The organism is Kosakonia pseudosacchari, assembly GCF_015167415.1.
GTDB classification, from domain to species: domain Bacteria; phylum Pseudomonadota; class Gammaproteobacteria; order Enterobacterales; family Enterobacteriaceae; genus Kosakonia; species Kosakonia pseudosacchari.
Genome location: NZ_CP063425.1, coordinates 991,867 through 1,018,813, shown reverse-complemented (window position 1 = coordinate 1,018,813; position 26,947 = coordinate 991,867). Strand labels below are relative to the sequence as shown.

Genomic DNA, 26,947 nt, shown 5'->3' with positions numbered 1-26,947 from the left:
GGAAAAGGATTAACTGGTTATTAGCTTTTTGAGGATTGTTTGCGGTTGGCCATTTTATGCACCAGACGTTTCTTATAAGGCGGGAGTGGTAAATCAACGGCTTCGGTAAAATTAATAGCCATTATTTCGGCAGGTTGGTGGGAATGTTCAATTAAATTAGTGGATAGACAGGTGGGTAAATTTTCAGATAGCAAACCAATTCTCTCGCCCTCGTCATTATTTTTTGAACTCATTACTACACTACCTCTACATTTTTATTTTTAAGTCATTGTTAATTAAAAAATAAACGAGCCGTCTCCGGCTCGCTAGCATTAAGAAAATAATGACTTTAAAAAGTGGTTATTTTCTTCCACCGCCGTGGCTATTTTCACCGCCTTTCTTACCGGCTTCGGATGCACGTTCGGGATCATTTTTAAAATTACCGCCGCTGTGCTGACCACCTTTACGTCCCGCTTCAGAAGCTTTTTCACGATCTTCAGCGAAATTACCGGAACCGCCTCTATGTTCGGCCATGTTATATCTCCACATCTCGTTTTCGATATAATCGATACGGTTAAAAGCCCATATCAATCGCGTTGGAACCTTAAGTCTGGCTATTTATCCCGATTAGTCAATCGATCGACCAAAAATATATCCAAATTAAATCAATATTTCCGAAATAAATATTTAAACACATATGTTGCGTGATAAATAAATCTCTATAGATATAAGCAGGTTACTAAAGTTTTGTTCATCGCCTAAAATTACCGATGTGATGAAATATGTAAATAAAATGGTAGGGATAAATATTCTGTGCACACTTATCTCATGACACATAAATATTGTGGAGTAAAACCATGCATACAGAACATCAACGATGCGCAGAAGCCTGTTATCAATGCGCAGCGGCTTGCGAACACTGTGCGCTTTCTTGCCTGCAGGAAGAGAATATCGACATGATGCGTGAATGCATCAAACTGGACGTGCAATGTGCCGCCCTGTGTCGCCTTGCCGGCCAATTCATGGCGCTGGAAAGCAAACATTTACCCTCACTGTGCCGGATTTGCGTCGACGTATGCAAAGCCTGCGCCGAAGAGTGCAGTAAGCACCAACATCCGCACTGCCAGCAGTGCGCTAAACGTTGCCGGGCTTGCGCAGAAGCCTGCCTGCAAATGGCGGCATGAAATAAGCTGAGTAAGGGGGAGCGGTATGGCTCCCCTTGCTGTTTTATCAATACCAGGCGTTTATCAGCGCAAACCCCAGTGCCGTCATTAAAATCGATCCCACCACATGCACCAGCACGGAAGCCAGTGCCCACGCATAGTTGCCCGCTTGCAACTGGGCAAAAATTTCCAGAGAAAACGTGGAAAAGGTGGTCATGCCGCCGCATAAGCCTGTGGTGATCAGCAGCCGCCAGGTGGGATCCAGATGCGGCTGGCGGGTAAAGAACGCCAGCGCACCGCCAATGATCAGCCCGCCGAGTAGATTTACCAGCAGCGTGCCGGGCGGCAGATTGGGAAACAGCGTATTGAAACGCATCGCGAGCAGCCAGCGGATCACGCAGCCGGCAGAACCACCGATGATTACGGCAAATAAAGACTTCAGCATGTTTTTCCTCATCAACATAAGTGCGAGGCATGCGGGAGACAAAAGAAAAACGCCCGACATGCCTCATTACAGAGACATACCAGGCGTCATCAGCTTCTCAGGGAAGCGGTTGGGTCAGGTGGAACGCCATCACCTGAGCACGCATTGTTGACGATTTCGCGCGTTCGGGCAAGTTACAGTAAACCTAAGTGATCAATCAGAATTGAGCTGCCGATACAGATAACCACAACACCGCCGGACACTTCCGCCCATTTATCGAACGCCGCGCCAGGAAAGCGCCCCAGCAACATACCGGTGGTAGCCATGATGGTGGTCGCAAAGCCAATCATCAGCACCGTCGCCACGATGTTCACGTTGAGAAACGCCAGCCCGACACCCACGGCCATCGCATCAAAGCTGGTAGCAATAGTAGTGGTAACCAGCAACCAGAAACCGTGGCGACGCGGTGCTTCGGCTTCTTCATCCGTAATGTTCTTTCATCATGCGCATACCCGGCGCAAAGAGCAGTACGAAGGCTATCCAGTGGTTCTGTCGCATAATGTGCTGGCTGGCGGCTCAACCAATAATTGGGGTGATGGCTTCCCGGTGCGTAACGTTTCGCTTACCGGCGAGCGTTTCAACATCGCTCTTTTATCGATAGCGGCAGCAAAAGAATCCATCGACATACCGAAAGCAGGAATGCTAATTGCGTAAAAACTCATAGCTGCCCCTTAAATGCCCTCTGGCGAGGGCAAAAACGCAGACACTGCGAAAAGAGCGGCAAGGTGCCGAAGACAAATTAAAAATACAAAAACTATTTACTATTCAATAAGATATAGTTGATTTTATGATTTATAGCTGCGGCTATATCGCTCGTCAGGCACTTCCCGCAGGCTGGAAAGGCGCAGGCAGTCTGGTATTTTATTTTGTTATATTATAACATTTCATTTCGTAACAAATGATAATCAGGGAGCGCAATATGATCATGAAGAAATCGGCCTTTGTACTTGGCATGGGTATGCTACTAATGAGCGCGCAGACGTTAGCGCATGACCACCACCACGGCAAACCGCTTACGGAAGCAGAACGTAAAGCCAGCGAAGGCATTTTTGATGATAAGGACGTGAAAGACCGGGCGTTGTCCGATTGGGACGGGATCTGGCAATCCGTGAACCCGTATCTGCTCAGCGGTGCGCTTGATCCGGTGCTGGAGAAAAAAGCAAAACAAGGCGGTAAAAGCGTGGAAGAGTACCGCGCCTATTACCAAAAAGGTTATGCCACCGATGTCGAAACGATTGGCATAGAAAACAATGTGATGGAGTTTCACGTTGGCAAAACAGTAAATGCCTGCCGTTATGATTACGCGGGCTATAAAATTCTGACCTACACCTCCGGGAAAAAAGGCGTGCGTTATCTGTTTGAATGCAAAGACGCGCAATCAAAAGCGCCAAAATATGTGCAATTCAGCGACCATATTATCGGCTCACGCCAGTCGCAACATTTCCATATTTTTATGGGCAACGAATCGCAAGAAGCGCTGTTAAAAGAGATGGATAACTGGCCGACATATTATCCGTACAATATGACGAAAGCGCAGATTGTCGACGAAATGCTGCATCACTGATGGTTTCACCGCGGGCGAACCATCCTCTCGCCCGCAATTGGCAATCAACAATCCATTGTCAGCCGTTCTCTTAACCTGCGTTCCGTTCGTTCTGGCTGACTTTCAACACTTCCAGGCGAGATTTTCGCCCGACGCCACTCACCTCATTACTCACGTTCACCACGCAAATTGCGCTCAGCGTTAATCCGAGCAGGAAAATGATGAAGCCGGGCTGGCATTGCTGGCGGGCGTTTTCCCTCGTTTGCACTGGTTTCCCATGGCGGAACAGTCCACCTGAAGGTCACCACCGGCAGGCACAGCGATTAATGTATGGTTGGTTTCACTACCGAATTATTGCCGGTGATAGTGAACAATAGCAACGTTTCGCTGCGTATCGCGGACGATGGCAAAGCGCCAGACGTTCACGGTGGTAACGCCTCGCCATTACTCGTTGATTAATAACGGCCACAACCGCAGCGTCGTATCGATAATCTGCTGCAGTTTATCCACACTGGCACCTTCTCGCGCGCTGACCGACATTCCATGAATGATGCAGCTTAAAAAAAGCGCGATGGCTTTCACTTCTGTTTGCGCCGGGATCTCGCCACGCAACTGACGTTGCAGCAAAAAGGTAAGTAGCGTTTGTTCCTGCGCCGTTTGCCGTTCCCGGATGGTGTCAGCTATCGGCTCTGAAGAAGCAGAAACCGTGGCGGAACTATTTATCAAAAAGCAGCCTGCCGGAGTATCGCTACCGGCAAAGCAACGGGCTAACGCTTGCAGATAATCGCGCAGCGCCTGCTCAACCGTTTTCTCTTCGCAAAAAAGCGCTGCCCGGTGTTTGGCGGAAAACCGAGCCGTATAGCGATCAAGCGCGGCTCTGAACAATCCCTCTTTATTGTTAAATTCCGCATATAACGTCGGTGCTTTTGCACCGGTGGCTTCAACAAGGTCTGCCAGTGATGTGGCTTCATAGCCCTGTTGCCAGAACAGCATCATCGCCTTATCCAGCATCGCGTCCCGGTCAAAAATTTTTGGCCGACCACGACCTTTTCTCGTACAGCATGTGACGTCGGTTGCCATTGTTCCTCCCCCGTTCACATCAATTTAGTTAATAATCATTATAAAAACATTACAAAGCGGCTGACCAGTAGAAATTTTTCGAAAAAATACAAGATTTATCTACATGAATAACAAGTGTTTTTTAATTATTTAAATGATCATTATAAAAATAGTGTTGACGGGTGACACAGATCACACTTATCATTTACCTATCGATCGTTAAGTTAATACTTACGACCTCACACAAATCCAGATTCAGAAGGCAAAAATTATGAAAACCATCAAATCCCTGATCGCTGTCGCTGTACTTAGTTCCCTCTCTTTCGCAAGCGTAGCCGCCGTCGAAGTGCAATCCACTCCGGCTGACCAACAAAAAGTGGGCGTGATTTCTGCCAATGCCGGCACCAATCTCTCCTCTTTGCAAAGCGAGCTGGCGCAGAAAGCCGATGAAATGGGTGCGAAATCATTCCGCATTACTTCCGTGACCGGCCCGAACACCCTGCACGGTACCGCGGTGATTTACAAATAAGCTCTGCCGTATAAAACCGGCATTCACAACAGATGTTGAATCGGGCGTTATCGCCCACACAAATTAAATTTAAGGAATACCATTATGAAAACCATCAATTCACTTGCTGTCGCTACTGTGCTTTCCGTCCTGTCATTTGGTGCTTTCGCTCAGAGCGTAACCGCCACAGCTTCAACGCTTGACGAAGCAGAATCCTTAATTGCCGCTAAAGCACAGCAGGCTGGCGCTTCATATAAAATCATTGAAGCCAACACCAATAATAATGTTCATATGACGGCTGAACTGACCAAATAAGTATGCCTGGTCGAACACTACTCTCTAAGCGCCTGCGGGCGCTTTTTTTATAGCTAAAACGGTATCTTGCGTAGCGTGAATATCAGGAAGGAAATGTTGAAAGGTCAATGCAGCTCACTAGCGGTATATTTTTGGGTTTGAACGGGGTGTTAATTTCCATAGCATTTATCACACCCCGGTTAAATTACTGAACGGGATTACGTGGATCGATTCTCAAATGTGTATCACCGTTAGTGTTCATATTGGCGTAATTAGCCGCAATTAATGCCAGACCTCTGTAATCGGCAATACTGTCAGCTCTGGAAGATACGAGTGCTGCACTTGATTTCCACAGGAGATTTACGCGCTTACTTTTCAGATATACCTTAGCATCGTATGAATTAAGCGCTACCGCTGTTCCGTATGATGTATTAGTTACTGTTGTGTCATATGCCCCGGTAATTCCATAGGTTGGCGTGTAGACTGTCGTAGCGCTGCCTGTCGTGTTCGACGTTAAGTTACCGCCACCGAGATAGTTATATGTCGTATTGGCATTGCCGTATGTCGTCGCTGAACTAATACCGGTCTGGCCATAGACTGGAACAGTAACATTACGTGTGCTGGTCACCGCCCCACTTCTTGCAAATCCTAATAAAATTCCCTGATCGGCTTTTTCCGGTTCGTTAACTTGTACATACCCCTGACGTGTCAGCGATGCAGAAACGACGGCGGCGATTTGATTGTATTCAATCTGGTTAGCGTCATACAGCGCTTGACTGGCTGGCAGGATGATGAAGCGTTTCCCTACACTCTGGCCTGAGGATAGCGCATTTACCGTTACAAGTGGTTGCTGAGCGCATCCACTTAAAATCGAAATAGACAACAGAGCTATAAGTTTTCTCATCACGATCATCCCTATCAATAAAATGGCGATAAATTCAACATGCACACATGATGTTATGAAACCGACCATTAATATACACGCCACGTATTTTATTTGCGCGCACCATGTTGAGGTCTGGCTTAATACAAAATATATCTTTATGGAGAGAAGATGAGTTATTTCCGATCCACTTTCTGCCAGCTTCATGGAATACAGCACTGGATTAATTAATCCAGCCTGCTGTTAATTCCATAAATGGGACGCCGACAATAAAGCAAAGGGCATGATATGACTTACGCCACGTTACGCTTTGAATGTTCAACACGGAGAAATTCCAGGTCGATCAAAGCATGACCACTTAAGCATAAGTTATTGATTTTAAATAAGAAAAGATGGTGCCGATAAGAGGAGTCGAACCTCCGACCTTCGCATTACGAATGCGCTGCTCTACCAACTGAGCTATATCGGCCCTGCGATGTGTTCACGAGCGTGAATCACGGAGTAGAAGGTTAAAACTAAGCGGGTGATGCGTCAATGCCCTTGGGAATCAAACGGCTACTTTTGCATCACCCTTTTTCAATTAAGCACGAATCGTGTCGTCGCCGAAGCCAATCCACTTATAAGTCGTCAACGCTTCCAGCCCCATCGGGCCACGCGCATGCAGCTTCTGCGTGCTAACAGCGACTTCCGCCCCCAGGCCAAACTGCCCGCCGTCGGTAAAACGCGTAGAAGCATTTACATACACCGCAGAGGAGTCTACCTCGTTGATAAAGCGATCGGCATTGCGCAGCGTACGCGTGAGGATGGCATCAGAGTGCTGAGTGCCATGCTGGCGAATATGATCGATGGCATCATCCAGCCCCGCCACGATTTTCACATTCAGATCCAGCGATAAAAACTCGTCGTCATACTGCTCCGCTTTTACCGCCTCCACTTTCGCCGGGCCGTTTTGCAGCAGCGCCATCGCTTGCTCATCCGCATGCAGCGTCACGCCACTTTCCGCCATCTGCTTGCTCAGCGCGGGCAGGAATCGCTGCGCGATCCCCTGATGCACCAGCAGGGTTTCCACCGTGTTGCAGGTACTGGGGCGTTGGGTTTTCGCGTTAACGATGATTTTTAGCGCCGGATCGATTTCCGCAGACTCATCAACCACGATATGACACACGCCGATACCACCCGTGATCACCGGGATGGTCGACTGCTCGCGGCACAGCTTATGTAAACCCGCGCCACCGCGCGGGATCAGCATGTCGATGTATTTATCCATGCGCAGCATTTCATTCACCAGTGCGCGATCCGGGCTTTCGATAGCCTGCACCGCGCCGGCCGGTAAGCCACACTCTTCCAGCGCCTGCTGGATTACTTTTACCGTGGCGGCATTGGTGCGCCAGGTCTCTTTGCCCCCGCGCAGGATCGCGGCATTCCCGGTTTTAAGGCACAAAGAGGCGACATCCACGGTGACGTTAGGACGCGCTTCATAAATCACACCAATCACCCCCAGCGGCACGCGGCGGCGTTCAATACGCAACCCGCTGTCCAACAGACCACCGTCAATCACCTGGCCTACCGGATCCGCCAGTTTGCACACCTGGCGCACATCGTTAGCGATTGCGGTTAAGCGCGCCGGGTTGAGCGCCAGACGGTCAAGCATCGCCTCGCTCAGCCCGTTGCGGCGAGCTTCCAGCAGATCCTGTTCATTCGCGAGCAGGATCTCATCCGCCTGCGCTTCGAGATAATCAGCGATTTTTTCCAGCACACGGTTTTTCTCGCGGCTGGAGAGCAATGCCAGCTTGTATGACGCTGCTTTGGCAGCGATGCCCATTTGTTCCAGCATACTTCTGCTCCTTAACGGGTAATCATGTCGTCGCGGTGCACCGCGACAGGGCCATATTCGTAGCCCAGAATGGCGTCAATCTGCTGCGAATGTTGCCCGGCGATGCGACGCAGCGCATCGCTGTTATAACGGCTTACACCGTGGGCGATATCGCGGCCTTGCAGATTACGAATGCGGATCACTTCACCACGGGAAAAGTTGCCTGTCACGCTTTTAATACCTTTGGGCAGTAACGAGCTGCCGCGTTCCAGAATGGCCGCCGTTGCGCCTTCATCAACGGTGATTTCACCGGCAGGCGGCGCGCCAAAGATCCAGCGTTTACGGTTCTCCAGCGGAGACTCCTGGGCGTGAAAGCGCGTGCCGACGGAAATCCCTTCGACAACATCGCCAATCACGCCAGGCTTGCTGCCCGCAGCAATAATGGTGTCGATCCCCGCGCGGCAGGCAACATCGGCGGCTTGCAACTTGGTGCCCATCCCCCCCGTACCGAGGCCAGAAACGCTGTCCCCGGCAATCGCGCGCAGCGCATCGTCGATGCCGTAAACATCTTTGATCAGTTCCGCATCCGGGTTGCTACGCGGATCGGCGGTAAACAGACCTTGCTGATCGGTCAGCAGCAGCAGTTTGTCGGCACCAGCGAGGATCGCTGCCAGCGCCGAGAGGTTATCGTTATCGCCGACTTTGATTTCCGTGGTGGCAACGGCGTCGTTTTCGTTAATCACCGGCACGATATTGTTGTCGAGCAGCGCACGCAGCGTGTCGCGCGCATTGAGGAAACGCTCACGATCTTCCATATCGGCACGCGTCAGCAGCATCTGCCCAATATGAATCCCGTAAATGGAAAACAGCTGTTCCCACAGTTGAATCAAACGGCTCTGCCCTACCGCCGCCAGCAGCTGTTTCGACGCGATAGTCGCGGGCAGTTCCGGATAACCCAGATGCTCGCGTCCGGCGGCAATCGCCCCCGACGTCACAATTACAATTCGGTGCCCGGCGGCGTGTTGCTGCGCGCACTGGCGCACCAGTTCAACAATATGGGCGCGGTTCAGGCGACGGGAACCGCCCGTTAAAACACTGGTACCGAGTTTTACCACCAGCGTCTGGCTGTCACTCATGATTCTCTGCCGTTTTTTAAGGAAATATAAGGAAAGTAAATCGTCGTCAGACGTTGTAACAGGAGTCAGAGCGATTGCCAACTGCCAGAGCTGTCAGCTCACTTTTTTGTTGCGCGGGATCAGCAAGCGTAGCGGCAGGATTTGACACTTTTATGGCAAATACAAAAAAACATAACTTTTTAAAAATATTCTTAATTTGTCATAAATCTTTAATTTCACAGCGTTAAAACCCTTCCTGTTTTTCACGGGGCGTATGCCCAGCGAATATTAGCGCGTTAGTCAAATCAGGAATCAAAATGAAAAAGAGCACTCTGGCATTAATGGTGATGAGCGTTGTCGCTTCTGCTTCTTCTGTTCATGCAGCGGAAGTTTATAACAAGAACGGCAACAAACTGGATGTGTACGGCAAAGTGAAAGCCATGCACTACTTCAGTGACGATACCAACAACGACGGTGACAAAACTTACGTGCGTTTCGGCTTCAAAGGCGAAACCCAGATTAACGATCAGCTGACCGGTTTCGGCCGTTGGGAAGCCGAATTTGCTGGTAACAACGACGAAACCAACAACAATAACTCAGCAACCAGCCAAAAAACCCGTCTGGCGTTTGCTGGTCTGAAAATCAAAGATTTTGGTTCTATCGACTACGGTCGTAACCTGGGCGTGCTGTACGACGTGGCTTCCGTAACGGATATGTTCCCGGAATTCGGCGGCGACGGCATGACCCGTACCGATGACTTCATGACCAAACGTACCACTGGCGTTGCAACTTATCGCAATACCGACTTCTTTGGCATGATCGATGGCCTGAATATGACCCTGCAGTACCAGGGTAAAAACGAAAGCAACCGTGCGGTTAGCAAACAGAACGGAGACGGCTGGGGTACTTCACTCTCCTATAACTTCGGCGGTAGCGCGTTCAGCCTGATTGGTGCGTATGCGAACTCTGACCGTACCACCGCGCAGAACACCGCAGCGTTTGGTCGCGGCGAGAAAGCCGAAGCCTGGGCAACCGGCGCGAAATATGACGCTAACAACCTCTACATCGCCACCATGTACGGCGTCGCTTACAACATGACGCCAGTCTCTGCCGCAGCGAGCACCGGGCTGGGTTCAGGCTTTGCTAACAAAACCGAGAACTTCGAAGCGGTTGTCCAGTACCAGTTCGACTTCGGTCTGCGTCCGTCTCTGGGTTATGTCCTGACTAAAGGCAAAGACCTGGAAAAAGGGGTTGGCGACGAAGATCTGGTTAACTACATCGACGTGGGCGCCACTTACTACTTCAACAAGAACTTCTCTGCAATGGTTGACTACAAAATCAACCAGCTTAAAGACGACAACAAACTGGGTCTGGCTGATGACGATGTTGTTGCCGTTGGCGTGACTTACCAGTTCTAAGTTGCAGTAACTGTAATATCCCTCGTTATATCGAATGCCCTCGCAAGAGGGCATTTATTTAACCTGATTCAGGTGGAAGGCCGGGAAACTGCGGCCAGGCCCGATAAGCGTAAGCTATCGGGCATTTTTTATGCGGGAAGTTACGCGGTGAGCTTCAACTGTTCTTTGAAGTTTTCGGCAGGTTCCAGCTTCAGCTCAAGTGAAGCCAGCAGGGTTTTCGCACGTTCATGAAAATCGCGCAGCGTGTGCTCTAAACGATCGATCACTTCCTGATCTTTTATTGCCGTGGGCTTCCATTGCCCTTCTTTATCAAAAAGGCCGAACTGATAACGGTAGGTAAAACGTGTCTCCTGCGCTTCCATTTCCATCCACCAGCCCCAGAACTCTCGTTTTTCCGGCGCGGGTTTAACATTCACGCAAACTGCCAGGCAATCAAAGAAAAAACGGTTCTCTTCGCATTGCTCTTCGCGGATATAAGGCCCTAGCGCAGTAAACTTTTTAATCAACCTGCTTCTCGGATGTCCACTCGGTAACGTCATTGCGATCTCCTTTTGTGAAGCAACTGTTTTACCAAACCGATAGAATTTATCAATCTATTAACGGAAATGATGGTTGATCCATCCGGTTATTTGTTGCAACGCCTTATCAAAATTTCGATAAACCGGGTTAAACGGGATCTCCAGTAGTTTGCCGTTACCAGATGACGAGGTGATTAAACGCGACTCCTCCTCCGGGCTGAAGGGATCGTTTTGCCAGTAACCGGAAAGCATCGGCGTGGGGCAACGTCTGCCGAGCAAACCCTGAGTTTTCAGCGAGTAGCGATTCAACTCCACGCGCAGCGCCTCGTCGGAAGCGTCGTGCATCCCTAAACGGCTGGCAAGCACATCCAGATACATCTCCGGCACGCGTCCCTGGCGCTGCGGCTCACTTAACAGCGCATGCACTACCGGCCCAAGACAAGCCACCGCTTTCAGGCGCGAAGATTCAAGGTACGCCAGGCGCACTGCCACATTCGCGCCAAAGCGAAAACCAAACGCCGCCACCCGCGTGTGATCGATCCACGGAATGTTCGGCAGCGCTTGCAACGCATGCTGATGCAGCAGGCTGGAATCCTGTGTCAGTTTCCACTTCGAAGAGAAACCAACCGACGGCATATCCAGCGTCAGCATCGCGATGCCTTGCGGCGCGAAATAGCGTTCATACAGGGTGTAATAGTCGCTTTGCAGGCTATCCAGCCCGCCGCACATTAATACCGTCGGGAACGGGCCATTGCCAGGCGGCATATGCAAAAATCCGGTGACAGGCGCGCCGCCGGGAATGGCGAACTCCAGCTCTTTGATCTCCCCAGGCAGACGCTGCGCTGCCTCTTCATACGCGCGGTTCGCCAGCGCCTGCGCCTGCTCCGCCAGCGAATCGCCTTTAATATGAGGATAAGCGGCAATGCTGAACAAACCGGACGCATGCAGCCAGTGTTTGCCACTGAGCTCCGGCGCGGGTTCCTGCATCGCTTTTTGCTGCCACAACATGGCCTGCACGGACCATTCATAGATCCAGTTGCCGTTACGGTAACCTACTACCGTGTCATACAGCTCCGGGTCGGTGCGCTCGGCCTGGGACATGACAATACGCGCCTGTACTTCGAGGATCTCTCGTGGATCCACGCCGCGCCAGACCCACATCAACCGGTTGAGCATGCGATACCAGTGCGGCACATTTTTGCCATCGAGAGTCGACAGTACCGGCGATTGCACGCCACGATTAAACCGACGTACCAGCGTGGAAGTTTCCGGGTGCTTGAAGCGGGGTTTGAATAAGGTTTCGCTAAGATTGGGCTGTGACATTGCGCGCAGGCTCCCTGTATCTATCACCGGCGGTTATTGTAACCTGTTGCGCGTTAAAAAGAACAACGCCCGGCAAAACCGGGCGTGAGCAAATGTTTCAAAGCGGGATTAACGGCCGCTGATTGGCGGCACAAATACCACGCCCATATCCCACGGCTGCTCAATCCAGGTGTCCTGCGGAATATCGATCACGTAATCGTCAACCAGCGGGCGACCTGCCGGTTTGGCGAAAATAGTGACGAAATGCGCTTTAGGATACATTTCACGGATGGCGACAGCGGTACCGCCGGTGTCCACCAGATCATCAATCACGATAAAACCTTCACCGTCGCCTTCCGCGCGTTTCAGCACTTTCAGCTCGCGCTGGTTATCGTGGTCGTAGCTGGAGATACAAACGGTATCCACATGACGAATACCCAGTTCACGCGCCAGCAGTGCGCCTGGCACCAGACCGCCACGGCTTACGGCAATAATGCCTTTCCACTGTTCTGAAGGCATCAATCGGGCGGCCAGTTTGCGTGCGTGAATCTGCAACATGTCCCAGGTGACGACGTATTTTTCGCTCATGTGAAGTGTCCCAGCCTGTGTTTTACGGCTTAAAAATTATTCGAGGGGGAAATAGGTTGCGCGAGATTATAGAGATCTGAAGCGCTAAAAACCAGTATTACCCGGCATTACCGGCGCTTTTTCCGCGCACTGGTGCTCGCAGCGCGGCAATAAAGTGGTATTCTCAACGCCATCTCGCAAGCTCATCGCTTGCGATGTTCGTTTATTTAACCCTGTGACCTGCAAGGTACGTTGCGCAGGCTCTTCGTAAGGAGACTCATCGTGTCTGAACTGTCTCACCTATCGCCACAGCCGCTGTGGGATATTTTTGCCAAAATTTGTTCTATTCCGCACCCGTCCTACCATGAAGAACAACTCGCCGAACACATTATGGGCTGGGCGAAAGAAAAGGGGTTGCATGCGGAGCGCGACCAGGTTGGCAACATTCTGATCCGTAAACCAGCCACCGCGGGCATGGAAAACCGCAAGCCGGTAGTTCTGCAGGCACACCTTGATATGGTGCCGCAGAAAAATAACGACACAGTACACGATTTCACTACCGATCCGATTCGCCCGTATGTCGACGGGGAATGGGTTAAAGCGCGCGGTACTACGCTCGGCGCGGATAACGGCATCGGCATGGCTTCCGCGCTGGCGGTGCTGGCAGATGACAGCGTTGAACACGGTCCACTGGAAGTGCTGCTGACCATGACCGAAGAAGCGGGCATGGATGGCGCGTTTGGTCTGCAAGCGAACTGGTTACAAGCAGATATCCTGATCAACACCGACTCTGAAGAAGAGGGTGAAATCTACATGGGTTGCGCAGGTGGTATCGATTTTATCACCACCCTGCCGCTCTCCCGCGAAGCCGTACCCGCCGGGTATGAAACCTTTAAGCTGACGCTGAAAGGGCTGAAAGGCGGCCACTCTGGTGCCGAAATTCATGTCGGTTTAGGTAACGCCAACAAACTGCTGGCGCGCTTCCTGGCCGGCCACGCGGCGGAGCTGGATCTGCGTCTGCTGGATTTCACCGGCGGCACGCTGCGTAACGCGATTCCGCGCGAAGCGATTGCTGTTATCGCCGTTCCGGCAGATAAAGCCGCACAGTTGAAAACGCTGGCCAGCGAATATCAGGCAATCCTGAAAAACGAGCTGGAAGCGAAAGAGAAGAATCTGGTGGTGCTGCTGGACAGCGCAAGCAGCGATAAAGCCGCGCTGACCACCGCCTCACGCGATACGTTTGTGCGCCTGCTGAACGCGACACCGAACGGCGTGATCCGTAACTCTGACGTGGCAAAAGGTGTGGTGGAAACCTCGCTGAACGTGGGTGTGGTGACGCTGCAGGATGACAACGCCGAGATCATCTGCCTGATCCGCTCGCTGGTAGATAGCGGGAAAGATTATGTGGTGAGCATGCTGGAATCACTGGGGGCGCTGGCAGGCGCGAAAACCGCGCCGAAAGGCGGCTACCCTGGCTGGCAGCCGGACGCGCGTTCACCGGTGATGGCGCTGGTGCGTGAAACTTATCAGCGTCTGTTCAACAAAACGCCGAACATTCAGGTGATCCACGCGGGTCTGGAGTGCGGTCTGTTCAAAAAACCGTACCCGGATATGGATATGGTATCGATTGGGCCAACCATCACCGGCCCGCACTCACCGGATGAGCAAGTGCATATCGAAAGCGTGGGCCATTACTGGACCCTGCTGACCGAATTGCTGAAAGCGATTCCGGCGAAATAAGCCTGTTGTCCGCGCCGCCCGGCGCGGACATTTTCCCCGACTCTACACTGCCTTAAATGCCATCCCTTTAAACGCGCGCAGCGGGTTTCTCCCCGTTCAATCTGCGGGTGAAACAATCGACGTTCTAATTTCAGCGTCACGCGTTCAGCATCCTTTATTTGTTGCAGACGATGAGCAATCAGCAAGGTTGCCAGCCGTTTAGTAGAAATATTTTCCGAAGCGAGATGGCAAAGAGAATTGCCCGTATCTCCTTTTATATATGAACAAATAAAAGGGACCGGCAGACGAAACCGGGGTTATAGGAACGACAAAGAGACATCAGGGTACGGTGAAATGCTTTTGCAGTAACGTGAAATAAACGTCGGGGATAAAGCAGCGTGTCGTCTATCCGTAGCGTAATTTTTATAGCCCTAATACCAGTTGCCGTTCCAGTTGCGGATCAAGCAGCGTGACATGCAACCCGACCAGCCGGACACCGCGCCCGCTACGGCGGTCATTCCAGGTTTTTTGCGCCGTCGCCAGTAAATCCTCTTTATTTAAGCGCGGCCAGACATGCTCCTGAGTCGTCAGCTGGAAATCATTAAATTTCAGTTTTACCCCCTGGCGAGCGATTAACAGATCCGGTTTTACTTTTGCCAACCGCCGCTCAAGCTCAGGGTATAAATGTTCAATAATCGCTTCGCACTCTTCCCAGCTATGAATATCTTCCGCCAGCGTCCGCTCTACACCCACGGATTTACGCAACCGCTCGCTGTTAATTTCCCGCTCGTCAATGCCCTGGCTGCGCTCCCATAAAACACGGCCGAATTTACCAAAGCGTTTAAGTAGCATCGCCAGATCGCTCTTTTGCACATCTTCACAAGTCCGCAGCCCCAGGGTTTCCAGCTTTGCCGCTGACACCTTCCCCACACCGGGGATTTTGCTGAGCGGTAATGTGCGCAGAAACGCCGGTACATCAGCCGGAGTAATCACATATTGCCCATTGGGTTTGTTGAGATCCGAGGCAATTTTGGCGAGAAACTTCACCGGCGCGACGCCCGCTGAAGCCGTCAGTTGGGTTTCATTAAAAATGGTCTGGCGAATTTCCTGCGCCATCAGCGTCGCCGAACCGTGGCAGTGCGGGCTATCGGTCACATCAAGATAGGCTTCATCCAGCGAGAGCGGTTCAATAAGTGAGGTGTAGCGAGAGAAGATATCGCGGATCTGGTTGGACGCCTCTTTATAAGCGTCAAAACGACCGGGCAATAACGTGAGGTGCGGACAAAGTTTAAGCGCCATCGCGGTTGGCATCGCGCTGCGAACGCCAAATTTGCGCGCCGGATAGTTCGCTGTGCTGATGACGCCGCGTTGTACCCGGCTGCCGCCGATAGCGATGGGAATATCGCGCAGGGCTGGGTTATCGCGCATCTCAACCGCCGCGAAAAAGCAGTCCATATCAACATGTATGATTTTGCGCATACGTACGCCCTCACAGAACACTGGATAAGTATACAGCACATTTACAGCAATTGAGAAGCCAGCACGTAAATCTGACGAAAAGAGGGGAATATAAGCGGTAATTCAGGCTTTTTACTCGCATAATAGTCGCCAGCTTTCGGCCAAGCGTTTGATACATAATCCTCAATCTTATTCGCGCCAGACAAAAGCAAAGCCCATAACAAGGCAGCGGGAAAGACGACGTAGATTGGGGCTTGCGAAAAAATGCCGTAATGCTAATGTGGGCGCTCCAAAACAGAATAGTCTGAATTTTGGGCTTCTTTTGCCGTCCTGGCAATGTGGTATTAGCTTTATCAAGGAAACAAGTAGTATGCGCAAAATCGCATTATTTATTGCGATGCTTCTGCTTCCGTGCGTCTCTTTTGCTGGCCTGGTGAGCAGCAACGGTTCAGTAACGCCGGTCAGCAAAGAATATAAGCAGCAGTTGATGGGGTCGCCGGTTTATATCCAGATCTTCAAAGAAGAGCGCACCCTTGATCTTTACGTCAAGATGGGCGAGCAATACCAGTTGCTCGACAGCTACAAGATTTGTAATTACTCCGGCGGGTTAGGCCCCAAGCAGCGCCAGGGTGATTTTAAAAGCCCGGAGGGGTTCTACTCCGTGCAGCGCAACCAGTTGAAGCCGGATAGCCGCTTTTATAAAGCCATTAATATTGGGTTTCCGAATAACTACGATCGCGCCCACGGCTATGAAGGTAAATACCTGATGATCCATGGCGCTTGCGTATCTATTGGCTGCTACGCGATGACGGATTCCGGTATTGACGAGATCTTCCAGTTTGTTACCGCCGCGCTGGTTTTCGGGCAGCCGAACGTGCAGGTGAGTATCTATCCGTTCCGCATGACCGACGCCAATATGCAGCGCCATAAATATTCAACCTATGCGGATTTCTGGAAGCAACTGAAGCCGGGTTATGACTACTTCGCCACCACCCACCAGCCGCCGGTTGTCTCGGTTGTGGATGGTCGCTATGTGGTTAGCAAGCCGCTGAACACCGCTGTTCAGCCACAGCTGGCGTCAAACTACACGCTCCCCCAGACAAAATAATGCCCACTCACCTGGCATAATCTTTTGCCAGGTTTCATTGCCGGTTAACGGCTGGGTGGCAATCACGGTAACCACATCATTTGGTGTGGTTTCCCGCTGAAAATCAATTTCCACATCCTGATCCAGCAACTTCGCCACGCCAAATGGCGCACGGCGGGTGATCCAGAACAGATTGGTCGAACAAAACGCCATCACATAACGCCCGTCCGACAGCAGCATATTAAAAACACCCTTCTCACGCAGTTCCGTTGCCAGTGCCGCAATGTATTTAAACACCGCCGCCATATTACCTGGCGTGCGCGGATAGCGTTCGGTCAGCTTGTGCAACAACCAGCAAAACGCTTTTTCGCTGTCGGTCTCGCCAATCGGGCGGAAGTTCCCGGTCTCCAGCGATTTATAACCCGTAAGCTGCCCGTTGTGCGCATACGTCCAGTTGCGCCCCCACAGTTCACGGGTAAACGGATGGGTATTTTCCAGCGCCACTTCGCCACGGTTAGCCTGGCGAATATGGGCAATCACTGAACGGGATTTGATCGGGTAGTCCTGCACTAATTTCGCAATAGGGGAATTAAAACTCGGTTGCGGATCTTTGAACGTGCGACAGCCCTTGCCCTCGTAAAAGGTAATGCCCCAGCCATCTTTATGCGGCCCGGTTCCGCCGCCACGCTGGACGAGACCGGTAAAACTAAAGCAGATATCGGTTGGCACATTTGCGCTCATACCGAGCAGTTCGCACATACACACCCCCACACAGCGCCCTTATCAGAGAAGGCGTAATTGGTGCAGCCAGTTTGCATACGGGCAGTGCGCCGATTCACTGTGTTCGGGCACTGCCGGAATCAAAAAGGCAAAAACAGCCTTCCTTAAGCCTTCACCATCTCTTTTTCAATCAACTGAATCAGGATATGAATCACCTTAATGTGAATTTCCTGAATACGGTCAGCATAACCAAAATGCGGCACGCGAATTTCAACATCTGCGCTGCCCGCCATTTTACCGCCGTCTTTACCGGTCAGGGTGATCACTTTCATCCCCTTCTCACGCGCTGCCGCAACCGCTTTGATCACGTTGCCGGAGTTGCCGGAAGTGGAGATACCCAGCAGCACGTCGCCTTCGCGGCCAACGGCTTCCACATAACGGGAGAAAACATAGTCGTAACCGAAGTCGTTGCTGACGCAGGAGAGATGGCTCACATCAGAGATGGCAATCGCCGGGTAACCCGGACGGTTTTCACGGTAGCGCCCGGTTAACTCTTCTGCGAAATGCATCGCATCGCAATGCGAGCCGCCGTTACCACAGGACAACACTTTGCCGCCGGCTTTAAAGCTGTCGGCCAGCAATACCGCCGCGCGCTGAATAGCGTGAATATTGGCATCATCTTTCAAGAAGTTCGCCAGCGTTTCGGCCGCTTCGTTCAGTTCGTTACGAATAAGATCCTGGTACATGAGGATATCCTTCAGCATAAATGTAAATAACACTGCGCAGTGTACCGGATACTATTCCAGGCGAGAAGTTAAAGCCGTAGCCCCCCGTTGTTTTCATTTTCCGTGCGCAAAAAGCCCTCAACAATGTGAACCAGGTTGTAATTATTTTGTAAACACATTGCTAAAAGAAATCACATCCACTACAACCAATACATCACAAGTGGTCAGACCTCCTACAAGCAAGGGAGCTTTTCTTTATGATGATTTTGAGCATTATCGCAACGGTTGTTCTGCTCGGCGCGCTGTTTTACCACCGCGTTAACCTGCTGCTCAGCAGCGTGATCCTGCTGGCGTGGACCGCCGCGCTGGGCGTTGCTGGCCTGTGGTCTATCTGGCTGCTGGTGCCGCTCGCGATTATTCTGGTGCCGTTTAACCTGCCGCCGATGCGTAAAGCGTTGATTTCCGCACCGGTATTTCGTGGTTTCCGTAAAGTGATGCCGCCAATGTCGCGTACCGAAAAAGAGGCCATCGACGCCGGGACAACCTGGTGGGAAGGCGATCTGTTTCGCGGTAACCCGGACTGGAAAAAACTGCACAACTATCCGCAGCCGCGTCTGACTGCCGAAGAGCAGGCGTTTCTCGACGGCCCGGTGGAAGAAGCCTGTCGCATGGCGAATGACTTCCAAATCACCCACGAAATGGCCGATCTGCCGCCGGAACTGTGGGCGTTCTTAAAAGAGCACCGCTTCTTTGCGATGATCATCAAAAAAGAGTACGGCGGGCTGGAATTCTCTGCTTATGCCCAATCCCGCGTACTGCAAAAACTCGCGGGTGTCTCCGGTATTCTGGCAATCACCGTCGGCGTACCGAACTCCTTAGGCCCGGGCGAACTGCTGCAACACTACGGTACCCAGGAACAAAAAGATCACTACCTGCCGCGCCTGGCGCGCGGGGTGGAAATCCCCTGCTTCGCGCTGACCAGCCCGGAAGCGGGCTCCGATGCAGGCGCCATTCCGGACACCGGCATCGTCTGCATGGGCGACTGGCAGGGCGAGCAGGTGCTCGGTATGCGCCTGACCTGGAACAAACGCTACATTACGCTCGCGCCAATCGCGACGGTGCTGGGCCTGGCGTTCAAACTCTCCGACCCGGATAAACTGCTGGGCGGCGAGGAAGAATTAGGCATTACCTGTGCGCTGATCCCAACGTCTACGCCGGGCGTGGAAATTGGTCGCCGTCACTTCCCGCTGAACGTGCCGTTCCAGAACGGCCCGACCCGTGGCGACGATATCTTTGTGCCGATTGATTACATTATTGGCGGGCCGAAAATGGCCGGTCAGGGCTGGCGTATGCTGGTGGAATGTCTGTCGGTAGGTCGCGGTATTACACTGCCGTCCAACTCCACCGGTGGCGTCAAATCCGTCGCGATGGGGATCGGCGCGTACGCTCATATCCGCCGCCAGTTCAAAGTATCGATTGGTAAAATGGAAGGCATCGAAGAGCCGCTGGCGCGCATTGGCGGTAACGCCTACGCCATGGATGCAGCCGCATCGCTGGTGACCTACGGCATTATGCTGGGTGAAAAACCGGCGGTGCTTTCGGCCATCGTTAAGTATCACTGTACCCACCGTGGTCAGCAGTCAATCATTGATGCAATGGATATTGCCGGCGGTAAAGGCATCATGCTTGGCGAGAGCAACTTCCTGGCGCGTAGCTACCAGGGTGCGCCGATCGCCATTACCGTTGAAGGCGCGAATATCCTGACCCGTACCATGATGATCTTCGGCCAGGGCGCAATCCGCTGCCATCCGTACGTGCTGGAAGAGATGGCTGCCGCGCAGAATAACGATCTGGACGCTTTTGACAAACTGCTGTTCAAACATATCGGCCACGTCGGCAGCAATGAAATGCGCAGCCTCTGGCTCGGCCTGACACGCGGTTTAACCAGCGCCACGCCGACCCGTGACGCCACGAAACGTTACTATCAGCATCTGAACCGTGTGAGCGCCAACCTCGCGCTGCTCTCGGACGTGTCCATGGCGGTGCTTGGCGGCAGCCTGAAACGCCGCGAGCGCATCTCGGCACGTCTCGGCGATGTGTTAAGCCAGCTCTATCTCGCCTCGGCGGTGCTGAAACGCTATGACGACGAAGGCCGTCAGGAAGCGGATCTGCCGCTGGTGCACTGGGGCGTGCAGGATGCGCTCTACCAGGCGGAACAGGCGATGCATGACTTGCTGGAGAACTTCCCGAACCGCTTTGTCGCAGGCATGCTGAGCCTGGTGATTTTCCCGACCGGTCGTCACTACCGCGCGCCGTCCGACAAACTGGATCACAAAATAGCGAAGATCCTGCAAACCCCGAGCGCAACGCGTTCGCGTATTGGTCGTGGCCAGTACCTGACGCCGAGCGAGCATAACCCGGTCGGCCTGCTGGAAGAGGCGCTGGTAGATGTGATGGCCGCCGATCCGATTCACCAGCGCATCTGTAAAGAGCTGGGCAAAAACCTGCCGTTCACCCGTCTGGACGTACTGGCTCAGCAGGCGCTGGCAAGCGGGTTGATCAACCAGGATGAAGCGAATCTGCTTAATAAAGCCGAAGCCAGCCGTCTGCGCAGTATCAACGTTGACGACTTTGAACCGGAGGCACTGGCGACTCAGCCGGTGGTCAAAACGCCGGAAAAGACGCGCAAACCGGAAGCCGCATAACGGACTAAGCGGCTGAAAACCCTCTCCTCTTATCGAAACCCGCATCATGCGGGTTTTTTTATTTATCCTCATGCTACAGTGTGCAGATGCTGTCTTACGGGGAGTTGCTATTGTGCCTGGTTTAAAAATTACGCTGTTACAACAACCGTTAGTCTGGATGGATGGCCCCGCTAACCTGCGCCATTTCGATATCCAGTTAGAAGACGTCACCGGGCGTGATGTGATTGTGCTACCGGAAATGTTCACCACCGGTTTTGCCATGGAGGCGGCGAAACAATCCATGCCGCAAGATGAGGTCATCGCCTGGATGCAGAGCAAAGCGCGCCAGACCAATGCGCTGGTCGCCGGTAGCGCCGCGCTGCAAACCGATCGCGGCCCGGTGAACCGCTTTTTGCTGGTCGAACCGCAAGGCAAGGTGCACTTCTACGATAAACGCCATCTGTTCCGCATGGCCGATGAGCACCACCACTACGAAGCGGGTAACGAGCGCGTGGTGTTTGAGTGGCGCGGCTGGCGCATTCTGCCGCTAGTCTGTTATGACCTGCGCTTTCCGGTGTGGTCGCGCAACCGCAATGATTACGATCTGCTGCTCTATGTTGCCAACTGGCCCGCGCCGCGCTCGCTGCACTGGCAATCTCTGCTGGTGGCCCGCGCGATTGAAAACCTCGCCTGGGTGGCGGGCTGCAACCGCGTTGGCACCGATGGCAACGGGCATCACTATCGTGGCGACAGCCGGGTTATCAGCCCGCAGGGCGAAATCATCGCCACCGCCGAGCCACACCTGGCCACGCGCATTGACGCCGAATTGTCACTCAGCGCGTTGCGGGAATACCGCGAGAAGTTTCCGGCCTGGCAGGATGCCGATCCCTTTACGCTGGGATAATGCGATCCCCTCTCCCTGTCGGAAGAGGGGATTTATCAACTCACCAACGCTTGCCCGTCTTTGCGGCTCTCTGTCGCCGCCACATAGTGGCCTTCCGGCATGCGGTAAATGACCTGCGCACCACCAAAGTTATAGCCCGCCAGCGGATCTTCCACCGTTATCACATGCCCGCGCTCGCGCAGCGCCGCAATCACGTTGCGATCGAAACTTGACTCCAGCGCCACTTCGCGCCCCTGAATCACTCGCCAGCGCGGCGCGTCAATCGCCGCCTGCGGGTTCTGTCCATGCAGCATTATGCGCAGCGCCATCTGCAAATGCCCCTGCGCCTGCATCGGCCCGCCCATTACGCCAAACGACATCAGCGGTTTACCGTCAGCGCCCATCGCAAAACCGGGAATAATGGTGTGGAACGGACGCTTGCTGCCCGCCAGCGCGTTCGGGTGTTTGGGATCAAGCACAAAGCCGCAGCCCCGATTTTGCAGGCTAATGCCGGTGTCCGGTACCACAACGCCGGAGCCAAAACCCATAAAGTTGGACTGAATAAACGACACCATCATGCCGCTGGCATCGGCGGTAGAGAGGTAAACCGTGCCGCTTTGCGTCGGGGCGCCATAGACAAAATCAGACGCGTTATCCGGGTCGATCAGCGCCGCACGCGACTGCAGATAGTCGTCACTGAGCAGCAATTCTGCGGCAAACTCCAGGTGTGCGTCATCGGCAACATAGCGGTCAAGATCGGCCAGCGCCAGCTTCATGGCTTCAATCGCCAGATGCAGCGATTGCACCGAGTCCGGGTGATAACGGCCAATATCGCACTGCTCAAGAATGCCGAGCGCAATCAGCGTGGCGATACCCTGCCCGTTTGGCGGTAACTCTTGCACAGAACCGCCGGCGAACTCACGCGACAACAACGTGACCCAATCGGCTTTGTGATTCGCCAGGTCAGCCTCGCTCAGGTGCGCACCGTGCTCTCTGGCGAAGGCGGCAATCTTCTGCGCCAATTCTCCGCGATAAAACGCCTCGCCATTGGTCTGGGCAATCAGCTCCAGCGTGCGCGCCTGCGCCGGGTTGCGGAAAATTTCGCCGGGTTTCGGCGCTCGCCCTTCCGGCGCAAAGCAGGCGCTAAAGCCCGGCTGATCTTTAAGTTTGTTATAGCCGCGTTGCCACAAGTGACCAATCAGCGGCGAGACGGGAAAACCGTGGCGTGCATACTCAATAGCCGGTTGCGCCAGCGTGGTCAGCGGTAGGGTGGCAAAGCGTTGTGCCAGCGCCACCCAACCGGATACCGCGCCCGGCACGGTGACGGCATCCCAGCCCAGTTCCGGCACGGCTGCTTTACCTGCGAACATATCCGCATGCCAGCTTGCGGGCGAACGCCCGGAAGCGTTCAGGCCGTGCAGTTCCTTGCCATCCCAGACAATGGCGAAGGCATCGCTGCCGATCCCGCAACCGGTCGGTTCGACAACGGTGAGCGCCATCGCGGTGGCAATCGCCGCATCCACCGCGTTACCACCGAGCGCGAGCATCCGCATCCCGGCTTGTGCCGCCAGCGGCTGTGAGGTGGCTACCGCGTTGCGGCCCATCATCGGCGCGCGATGCGAGGCATAATTTACATTGAAATCAATCGCTTTGGTCATCAGAACTCCTTAGTCGTGGCGCGGATCGAGCGCGTCGCGCAGCCCGTCGCCGAGTAAATTAAAACCCTGCACGGTCAGAAAAATGGTTACACCGGGGAAAATAGACATCCAGGGAGCCTGTTCCAGAAAGCCCTTCGCGGTGTTCAGCATTGCGCCCCACGACGGATAGGGAGGCTGCTGGCCAAGGCCGAGAAACGACAGGCTCGCTTCGGTAATGATCGCCGAAGCGATCGCCAGCGTGGCCTGCACGAGGATCGGCGACATCACATTCGGCAGCACGTAACGCAGGATGATCCAGCGATCAGGCAGACCAATCGCCCGCGCGCCGTCGATATACTCTTCGTTGCGAATCGCGATCACCTGGCCGCGCGTCAGGCGGGCAAAGATCGGCATCGCCGACAAGCCAATGGCGATCATCGCATTGGTCAGGCTGGGGCCAAGAAACGCGCCCAGTGCAATGGCCATAATCAGAAACGGACAGGCGAGCAGCGCTTCGATAACGCGGGAAATCACACCGTCCCAGACGCCATGGAAGTAACCTGCCAGCAAACCGAGCGGTACGCCAATCACTACGGCGATCACCACCGACACGCAGCCCGCCAGCAGTGAAGTGCGCGCTCCCCAAATCATGCGCGAGAGAATATCGCGCCCCAACTCATCGGTGCCGAACCAGTAAAGCTCCGACGGGGGTTTGCGTACTGCCAGAAAGTTCGCTTTGACCGGATCAAACGGCGCGATCCACGGCGCGAGCAGCGCAATCAGCACAAACACGCCGACAATCACCGCGCCAATCACCGCACTACGGTTAGCGAGGAATTTTTTCAGTACCCGGTTTTCCGTACGCGGCAGCGATGCCGCCACGCTGGTGGTGGAGAGTTCGGCCATTATTCGCTCCGCATTTTCGGGTTGATTAACACATACAGCACATCTGCCAGCAGGTTCAGGGCGAGAAAACCAATCGCCACCACCAGCACCACACCCTGCACCACCGCGTAGTCGCGGTTGAACACCGAATCGACAATCATCTTGCCGAAACCGGGAATGGTAAACACCTGCTCCGTCAGCACCGCGCCGCCCAGCAGCTCGCCAAACAACAGCGTGGTCAGGGTGATCACGGGTACCAGCGCATTACGAAACGCATGCTTCATGATCACCGCTTTTGGCAGTAACCCTTTGGCGCGTGCGGTACGAATATAATCCGCTTTCAGCACCGCAATCATCGACGCGCGAGTATGGCGCATTAACGTCGCCGCCAGCCCTGTTCCCAGCACCAGCGCGGGCAACAACAACGTGCGCAAGTTCTGCAAGGGATCTTCGCTAAAGGGCACAAAACCAGACGCCGGCAGCCATTGCAGATTGACGGAAAAGATGAGGATCAGCAGGATCCCCAGCCAGAAGTGCGGCACCGAAATGCCGGATATCGCGACAAAATTAGCGCCGTGGTCGATCCAGCTATTCTTGTTCACCGCCGCCAGAATGCCCATGCTGATGCCAAACAGCAGCGCAATCACCATCGCCAGCAGCGACATCTCAAGCGTCACCGGCAGCTTGGTGGCAATCAGGTGCGTTACCGGTTCCTGCGTACGCAACGAGACGCCAAGATCGCCCTGCAACGCACGGGTTAGCCAGTGAAAATATTGCACCGGGATCGGCGCATCCAGGTTCAGCTCCGCGCGCAACTGGGCGATGACCGCCGGATCGCGCTCCTCGCCCAGCATCGCCGTGAGCGGATCGCCGGGTAGCAACTTTTGCAAACCGAACACCATCATGCTGACCAGCAGCAAGGTCGGAACGGCGAGCAGCAGGCGTTTGCAAATCAATTCCAGCATGGTTTCTCCAGGCGATGCCGTTTAGTTGGCAAGCGACAGACCCGCCAGACGCACAATGCCGTCCGGGTAAGGTTTAAAGCCCTGCACTTTTTTGTTCAGCCCAAACAGGCGCGGCTCAAAGTAGAGGTAGGCAATCGGCATATCCGTTTGCAACTGCTTCACCACCTTCTCATAGAGCCCCTGACGGGTTGCCGGATCGTTGTGCAAACGCGCCTGCGTCAGCCACTCATCCACCTGCGGGTTGCTGTAGCGACCATCGTTGAGCGTTCCTTTGCTATTAATGAAACCGAAGATGCTGCCATCGGGATCGGGGCGACCAGACCAGCCGGAGTAGCTGAGCTGGAAATCGCCGTTTTGCTGTCTGTCGAGCAGCGTGGCGAACTCGGTCATTTGCAGATTGACATTAAAACCGGCTTCGGCGGTCATCGCCTGCAACACCTGGCCCACTTGCTGTGACGTCGGGTTGTTCGGCACCAGCAGTGAGACGGTGATCGGCGTCTTCACCCCTGCCGCTTGCAGCAGCGCTTTGGCTTTTTCCACATCACGCGGCGCAACAGGCAGCTTCACGTGATAGGGGCTAACCGGTGAAAACGCCTGATTCGCCGGGGCGTATAACCCCTCGAAGACCACCTGGTTGAGCGCCTCGCGATCAATCGCCAGCGAGAAAGCCTCACGCACGCGCGCATCTTTGAACGGATCGTTAGCCGGGACTTTGCCGTTATTGATATTAAACGTGATGCCCTGATACCCAAGCCCCGTCACTTTCGCCAGTTGCAGTTTGCTGTCGGCCTCTACGGTTTTCACATCGCTGGCGGCAATACCTTCAGTCAGATCGAGATCGCCCGCACGCAGGTTCGCCAGTCGCACGGAGGCATCCGGGATCGGCAAATAGATCACTTTGTCGAAGTGGTACGCGCCTTTGTTCCAGTAGTTATCAAAACGCGACAACACAATGCGGTCCTGCGAGACGCGGCTGTCGAATTTATACGGGCCGGAACACACCGGATGCGCGGCAAAGTCCGGCTTTTTCGCCGCCTCCGGCGCCAGCATCGCGCCAGCGCGATCGGTTAACTGCATCAGCAACGCTGAGTCCGGCGTTTTCAAATGCAGCTTAATTTGCATCGGCCCGCTGACCTCCACGGACTCAATAGAGGAGATTTCACTTTTTCGCAGCGAACCCGGCAGCGTCAGCGCGCGATCGAGGCTGAATTTCGCCGCTGAGGCGTCAAACTTCTCGCCATCGTGGAAGGTCACGCCCTCACGCAGATCCATGGTCAGGGTTTTGCCATCGTCGCTCCATGACCAGGCCTTCGCCAGCCCTGGCACCACTTTCAGGTTTTCATCCACGTCCACCAACCGGTCGCACAGAGAAGCGAAGACAAAACGGCCATAATAAGTACGCGCCAGGTGCGGATCGAGCATATCCGGATCCGCGCCAAGACCCACGCGCAGCACACTTTCAGCCTGGGCAGGCAGCGCCGCGCCCAGCAACATGACACTTCCCAGAACGGTCAAAAGCGAATTTCGCATCATCATTA

The 26,947-nt window shown here is 53.7% G+C and carries 28 protein-coding genes, 1 tRNA gene, 2 pseudogenes and 1 riboswitch; of the genes and pseudogenes, 10 read left to right on the top strand and 21 right to left on the bottom strand.

Annotated elements, in window-relative coordinates; translation table 11 throughout:
* Positions 1 to 20: 20 nt before the first annotated feature.
* Positions 21 to 233, bottom strand: a complete 213-nt coding sequence (locus tag IP581_RS04685; RefSeq protein WP_141399362.1) for a hypothetical protein — start codon at positions 231 to 233, stop codon at positions 21 to 23.
* A 106-nt stretch (positions 234 to 339) separates the two neighbouring features.
* Complete coding sequence (locus IP581_RS04680) at positions 340 to 513, bottom strand: con-10 family general stress protein (protein WP_086873186.1); 174 nt, start codon at positions 511 to 513, stop codon at positions 340 to 342.
* Positions 514 to 836: 323 nt separating this feature from the next.
* On the opposite strand from IP581_RS04680, the gene IP581_RS04675 reads away from it, so the two are divergent.
* Positions 837 to 1,163: a four-helix bundle copper-binding protein gene (locus tag IP581_RS04675; protein ID WP_086873185.1), complete on the top strand. Its 327-nt coding sequence runs from the start codon at positions 837 to 839 to the stop codon at positions 1,161 to 1,163.
* 46 nt (positions 1,164 to 1,209) lie between these two features.
* Here the strand turns inward: IP581_RS04675 and crcB are convergent, their stop codons facing one another.
* Positions 1,210 to 1,587, bottom strand: a complete 378-nt coding sequence (gene crcB, locus IP581_RS04670) for a fluoride efflux transporter CrcB (protein WP_193821857.1) — start codon at positions 1,585 to 1,587, stop codon at positions 1,210 to 1,212.
* Between the two features lie 73 nt (positions 1,588 to 1,660).
* A riboswitch (Fluoride riboswitch) is annotated at positions 1,661 to 1,730 on the bottom strand.
* Positions 1,731 to 1,760: 30 nt separating this feature from the next.
* Positions 1,761 to 2,288: pseudogene (locus tag IP581_RS04665) on the bottom strand (manganese efflux pump).
* A gap of 257 nt (positions 2,289 to 2,545) precedes the next feature.
* On the opposite strand from IP581_RS04665, the gene zinT reads away from it, so the two are divergent.
* The gene (gene zinT / locus IP581_RS04660) at positions 2,546 to 3,190 is read left to right on the top strand and encodes a metal-binding protein ZinT (protein WP_097401367.1); all 645 of its coding nucleotides are present in this window, start codon (positions 2,546 to 2,548) and stop codon (positions 3,188 to 3,190) included.
* Positions 3,191 to 3,260: 70 nt separating this feature from the next.
* Here zinT and IP581_RS04655 read toward each other — a convergent pair whose 3' ends face one another.
* On the bottom strand, positions 3,261 to 3,437 hold the full coding sequence (locus IP581_RS04655) for a hypothetical protein (protein ID WP_159457500.1): 177 nt from the start codon (positions 3,435 to 3,437) through the stop codon (positions 3,261 to 3,263).
* A 62-nt stretch (positions 3,438 to 3,499) separates the two neighbouring features.
* Here IP581_RS04655 and IP581_RS23975 point away from each other — a divergent pair, with 62 nt between their 5' ends.
* Positions 3,500 to 3,628, top strand: coding sequence for a hypothetical protein (locus IP581_RS23975; protein ID WP_265580013.1), 129 nt, complete (start codon positions 3,500 to 3,502; stop codon positions 3,626 to 3,628).
* On the opposite strand, the gene IP581_RS04650 is transcribed toward IP581_RS23975, so the two are convergent.
* Entirely contained in the window at positions 3,614 to 4,249 is a 636-nt protein-coding gene (locus IP581_RS04650) for a TetR/AcrR family transcriptional regulator (RefSeq protein ID WP_193821856.1), read from the bottom strand. The genes IP581_RS23975 and IP581_RS04650 overlap by 15 nt on opposite strands.
* 250 nt (positions 4,250 to 4,499) lie before the next feature.
* On the opposite strand from IP581_RS04650, the gene bhsA reads away from it, so the two are divergent.
* Complete coding sequence (gene bhsA, locus IP581_RS04645) at positions 4,500 to 4,757, top strand: multiple stress resistance protein BhsA (protein ID WP_017458786.1); 258 nt, start codon at positions 4,500 to 4,502, stop codon at positions 4,755 to 4,757.
* A gap of 84 nt (positions 4,758 to 4,841) precedes the next feature.
* On the top strand, positions 4,842 to 5,051 hold the full coding sequence (locus tag IP581_RS04640; protein ID WP_017458785.1) for a YdgH/BhsA/McbA family protein: 210 nt from the start codon (positions 4,842 to 4,844) through the stop codon (positions 5,049 to 5,051).
* Between the two features lie 184 nt (positions 5,052 to 5,235).
* Here the strand turns inward: IP581_RS04640 and IP581_RS04635 are convergent, their stop codons facing one another.
* The 4 genes from IP581_RS04635 to proB all read right to left on the bottom strand — a co-directional run bounded on the left by IP581_RS04635 (position 5,236) and on the right by proB (position 8,862).
* Positions 5,236 to 6,120 carry a hypothetical protein gene (locus IP581_RS04635; RefSeq protein WP_228007814.1) on the bottom strand — a complete coding sequence of 295 codons (885 nt, stop codon included), beginning with the start codon at positions 6,118 to 6,120 and terminating at the stop codon, positions 5,236 to 5,238.
* A 186-nt stretch (positions 6,121 to 6,306) separates the two neighbouring features.
* Positions 6,307 to 6,382 (bottom strand) — tRNA-Thr (locus IP581_RS04630).
* Between the two features lie 111 nt (positions 6,383 to 6,493).
* Positions 6,494 to 7,747 carry a glutamate-5-semialdehyde dehydrogenase gene (proA, locus tag IP581_RS04625; protein ID WP_193821855.1) on the bottom strand — a complete coding sequence of 418 codons (1,254 nt, stop codon included), beginning with the start codon at positions 7,745 to 7,747 and terminating at the stop codon, positions 6,494 to 6,496.
* 11 nt (positions 7,748 to 7,758) lie between these two features.
* Positions 7,759 to 8,862 (bottom strand): glutamate 5-kinase, encoded by a 1,104-nt coding sequence (gene proB / locus IP581_RS04620; protein ID WP_020456691.1) that lies wholly within the window; start codon positions 8,860 to 8,862, stop codon positions 7,759 to 7,761.
* A 296-nt stretch (positions 8,863 to 9,158) separates the two neighbouring features.
* On the opposite strand from proB, the gene phoE reads away from it, so the two are divergent.
* The gene (gene phoE, locus IP581_RS04615; protein ID WP_193821854.1) at positions 9,159 to 10,259 is read left to right on the top strand and encodes a phosphoporin PhoE; all 1,101 of its coding nucleotides are present in this window, start codon (positions 9,159 to 9,161) and stop codon (positions 10,257 to 10,259) included.
* A gap of 140 nt (positions 10,260 to 10,399) precedes the next feature.
* Here phoE and crl read toward each other — a convergent pair whose 3' ends face one another.
* The 3 genes from crl to gpt form a co-directional block, all read right to left on the bottom strand.
* Positions 10,400 to 10,798 carry a sigma factor-binding protein Crl gene (crl, locus tag IP581_RS04610; RefSeq protein WP_097401363.1) on the bottom strand — a complete coding sequence of 133 codons (399 nt, stop codon included), beginning with the start codon at positions 10,796 to 10,798 and terminating at the stop codon, positions 10,400 to 10,402.
* Positions 10,799 to 10,855: 57 nt separating this feature from the next.
* Positions 10,856 to 12,100, bottom strand: a complete 1,245-nt coding sequence (gene frsA / locus IP581_RS04605) for an esterase FrsA (protein ID WP_193821853.1) — start codon at positions 12,098 to 12,100, stop codon at positions 10,856 to 10,858.
* A gap of 108 nt (positions 12,101 to 12,208) precedes the next feature.
* A complete protein-coding gene (gene gpt, locus IP581_RS04600; RefSeq protein WP_003863205.1) occupies positions 12,209 to 12,667 on the bottom strand; it encodes a xanthine phosphoribosyltransferase in 459 nt (152 codons plus the stop codon).
* A 261-nt stretch (positions 12,668 to 12,928) separates the two neighbouring features.
* Between gpt and pepD the strand changes: the two genes are divergently transcribed.
* On the top strand, positions 12,929 to 14,386 hold the full coding sequence (pepD, locus tag IP581_RS04595; protein ID WP_193821852.1) for a cytosol nonspecific dipeptidase: 1,458 nt from the start codon (positions 12,929 to 12,931) through the stop codon (positions 14,384 to 14,386).
* A gap of 42 nt (positions 14,387 to 14,428) precedes the next feature.
* On the opposite strand, the pseudogene prfH reads toward pepD, so the two are convergent.
* Together prfH and dinB are read right to left on the bottom strand one after the other, a co-directional pair.
* Positions 14,429 to 14,592, bottom strand: a pseudogene (prfH, locus tag IP581_RS24030) (peptide chain release factor H); the annotation flags it as partial.
* 196 nt (positions 14,593 to 14,788) lie between these two features.
* A complete protein-coding gene (gene dinB, locus IP581_RS04590) occupies positions 14,789 to 15,844 on the bottom strand; it encodes a DNA polymerase IV (RefSeq protein ID WP_086873175.1) in 1,056 nt (351 codons plus the stop codon).
* A 349-nt stretch (positions 15,845 to 16,193) separates the two neighbouring features.
* Between dinB and dpaA the strand changes: the two genes are divergently transcribed.
* Positions 16,194 to 16,931 carry a peptidoglycan meso-diaminopimelic acid protein amidase gene (gene dpaA, locus IP581_RS04585; protein WP_086873174.1) on the top strand — a complete coding sequence of 246 codons (738 nt, stop codon included), beginning with the start codon at positions 16,194 to 16,196 and terminating at the stop codon, positions 16,929 to 16,931.
* Here dpaA and IP581_RS04580 read toward each other — a convergent pair.
* Entirely contained in the window at positions 16,902 to 17,669 is a 768-nt protein-coding gene (locus IP581_RS04580) for a class II glutamine amidotransferase (protein WP_045513248.1), read from the bottom strand. The two genes, dpaA and IP581_RS04580, sit on opposite strands and share 30 nt — an antisense overlap.
* 125 nt (positions 17,670 to 17,794) lie before the next feature.
* Complete coding sequence (gene lpcA, locus IP581_RS04575) at positions 17,795 to 18,376, bottom strand: D-sedoheptulose 7-phosphate isomerase (protein ID WP_017458774.1); 582 nt, start codon at positions 18,374 to 18,376, stop codon at positions 17,795 to 17,797.
* Positions 18,377 to 18,612: 236 nt separating this feature from the next.
* On the opposite strand from lpcA, the gene fadE reads away from it, so the two are divergent.
* Positions 18,613 to 21,060, top strand: coding sequence for an acyl-CoA dehydrogenase FadE (gene fadE, locus IP581_RS04570; RefSeq protein WP_193821851.1), 2,448 nt, complete (start codon positions 18,613 to 18,615; stop codon positions 21,058 to 21,060).
* Positions 21,061 to 21,172: 112 nt separating this feature from the next.
* Positions 21,173 to 21,943, top strand: a complete 771-nt coding sequence (locus IP581_RS04565) for an amidohydrolase (RefSeq protein ID WP_086873172.1) — start codon at positions 21,173 to 21,175, stop codon at positions 21,941 to 21,943.
* Positions 21,944 to 21,978: 35 nt separating this feature from the next.
* On the opposite strand, the gene IP581_RS04560 is transcribed toward IP581_RS04565, so the two are convergent.
* The 4 genes from IP581_RS04560 to IP581_RS04545 are packed head-to-tail and all read right to left on the bottom strand — an operon-like array spanning position 21,979 to position 26,945.
* Positions 21,979 to 23,580 (bottom strand): gamma-glutamyltransferase family protein, encoded by a 1,602-nt coding sequence (locus IP581_RS04560; protein WP_086873171.1) that lies wholly within the window; start codon positions 23,578 to 23,580, stop codon positions 21,979 to 21,981.
* Between the two features lie 9 nt (positions 23,581 to 23,589).
* Complete coding sequence (locus IP581_RS04555; RefSeq protein ID WP_193821850.1) at positions 23,590 to 24,465, bottom strand: ABC transporter permease; 876 nt, start codon at positions 24,463 to 24,465, stop codon at positions 23,590 to 23,592.
* Positions 24,465 to 25,409, bottom strand: a complete 945-nt coding sequence (locus tag IP581_RS04550) for an ABC transporter permease (protein ID WP_086873169.1) — start codon at positions 25,407 to 25,409, stop codon at positions 24,465 to 24,467. The genes IP581_RS04555 and IP581_RS04550 overlap by 1 nt, the downstream gene beginning before the upstream one ends.
* A 21-nt stretch (positions 25,410 to 25,430) precedes the next feature.
* Positions 25,431 to 26,945 (bottom strand): ABC transporter substrate-binding protein, encoded by a 1,515-nt coding sequence (locus tag IP581_RS04545; RefSeq protein WP_176519701.1) that lies wholly within the window; start codon positions 26,943 to 26,945, stop codon positions 25,431 to 25,433.
* Between the last annotated feature and the right edge of the window lie 2 nt (positions 26,946 to 26,947).

Bases quoted from the DNA above. Each gene is read 5' to 3' on its own strand.
- IP581_RS04675 (WP_086873185.1), top strand. From the start codon at position 837: ATGCATACAGAACATCAACGATGCGCAGAAGCCTGTTATCAATGCGCA.
- zinT (WP_097401367.1), top strand. From the start codon at position 2,546: ATGATCATGAAGAAATCGGCCTTTGTACTTGGCATGGGTATGCTACTA.
- IP581_RS04680 (WP_086873186.1), bottom strand. From the start codon at position 513: ATGGCCGAACATAGAGGCGGTTCCGGTAATTTCGCTGAAGATCGTGAA.
- gpt (WP_003863205.1), bottom strand. From the start codon at position 12,667: ATGAGCGAAAAATACGTCGTCACCTGGGACATGTTGCAGATTCACGCA.
- dinB (WP_086873175.1), bottom strand. From the start codon at position 15,844: ATGCGCAAAATCATACATGTTGATATGGACTGCTTTTTCGCGGCGGTT.
- proA (WP_193821855.1), bottom strand. From the start codon at position 7,747: ATGCTGGAACAAATGGGCATCGCTGCCAAAGCAGCGTCATACAAGCTG.
- lpcA (WP_017458774.1), bottom strand. From the start codon at position 18,376: ATGTACCAGGATCTTATTCGTAACGAACTGAACGAAGCGGCCGAAACG.
- dpaA (WP_086873174.1), top strand. From the start codon at position 16,194: ATGCGCAAAATCGCATTATTTATTGCGATGCTTCTGCTTCCGTGCGTC.
- IP581_RS04560 (WP_086873171.1), bottom strand. From the start codon at position 23,580: ATGACCAAAGCGATTGATTTCAATGTAAATTATGCCTCGCATCGCGCG.
- fadE (WP_193821851.1), top strand. From the start codon at position 18,613: ATGATGATTTTGAGCATTATCGCAACGGTTGTTCTGCTCGGCGCGCTG.
- crcB (WP_193821857.1), bottom strand. From the start codon at position 1,587: ATGCTGAAGTCTTTATTTGCCGTAATCATCGGTGGTTCTGCCGGCTGC.
- IP581_RS04550 (WP_086873169.1), bottom strand. From the start codon at position 25,409: ATGCTGGAATTGATTTGCAAACGCCTGCTGCTCGCCGTTCCGACCTTG.
- IP581_RS04580 (WP_045513248.1), bottom strand. From the start codon at position 17,669: ATGTGCGAACTGCTCGGTATGAGCGCAAATGTGCCAACCGATATCTGC.
- crl (WP_097401363.1), bottom strand. From the start codon at position 10,798: ATGACGTTACCGAGTGGACATCCGAGAAGCAGGTTGATTAAAAAGTTT.
- IP581_RS04635 (WP_228007814.1), bottom strand. From the start codon at position 6,120: ATGAAGCTGGCAGAAAGTGGATCGGAAATAACTCATCTTCTCTCCATA.
- IP581_RS04545 (WP_176519701.1), bottom strand. From the start codon at position 26,945: ATGATGATGCGAAATTCGCTTTTGACCGTTCTGGGAAGTGTCATGTTG.
- frsA (WP_193821853.1), bottom strand. From the start codon at position 12,100: ATGTCACAGCCCAATCTTAGCGAAACCTTATTCAAACCCCGCTTCAAG.
- IP581_RS04640 (WP_017458785.1), top strand. From the start codon at position 4,842: ATGAAAACCATCAATTCACTTGCTGTCGCTACTGTGCTTTCCGTCCTG.
- IP581_RS04685 (WP_141399362.1), bottom strand. From the start codon at position 233: ATGAGTTCAAAAAATAATGACGAGGGCGAGAGAATTGGTTTGCTATCT.
- IP581_RS23975 (WP_265580013.1), top strand. From the start codon at position 3,500: ATGGTTGGTTTCACTACCGAATTATTGCCGGTGATAGTGAACAATAGC.
- IP581_RS04555 (WP_193821850.1), bottom strand. From the start codon at position 24,465: ATGGCCGAACTCTCCACCACCAGCGTGGCGGCATCGCTGCCGCGTACG.
- IP581_RS04650 (WP_193821856.1), bottom strand. From the start codon at position 4,249: ATGGCAACCGACGTCACATGCTGTACGAGAAAAGGTCGTGGTCGGCCA.
- proB (WP_020456691.1), bottom strand. From the start codon at position 8,862: ATGAGTGACAGCCAGACGCTGGTGGTAAAACTCGGTACCAGTGTTTTA.
- bhsA (WP_017458786.1), top strand. From the start codon at position 4,500: ATGAAAACCATCAAATCCCTGATCGCTGTCGCTGTACTTAGTTCCCTC.
- phoE (WP_193821854.1), top strand. From the start codon at position 9,159: ATGAAAAAGAGCACTCTGGCATTAATGGTGATGAGCGTTGTCGCTTCT.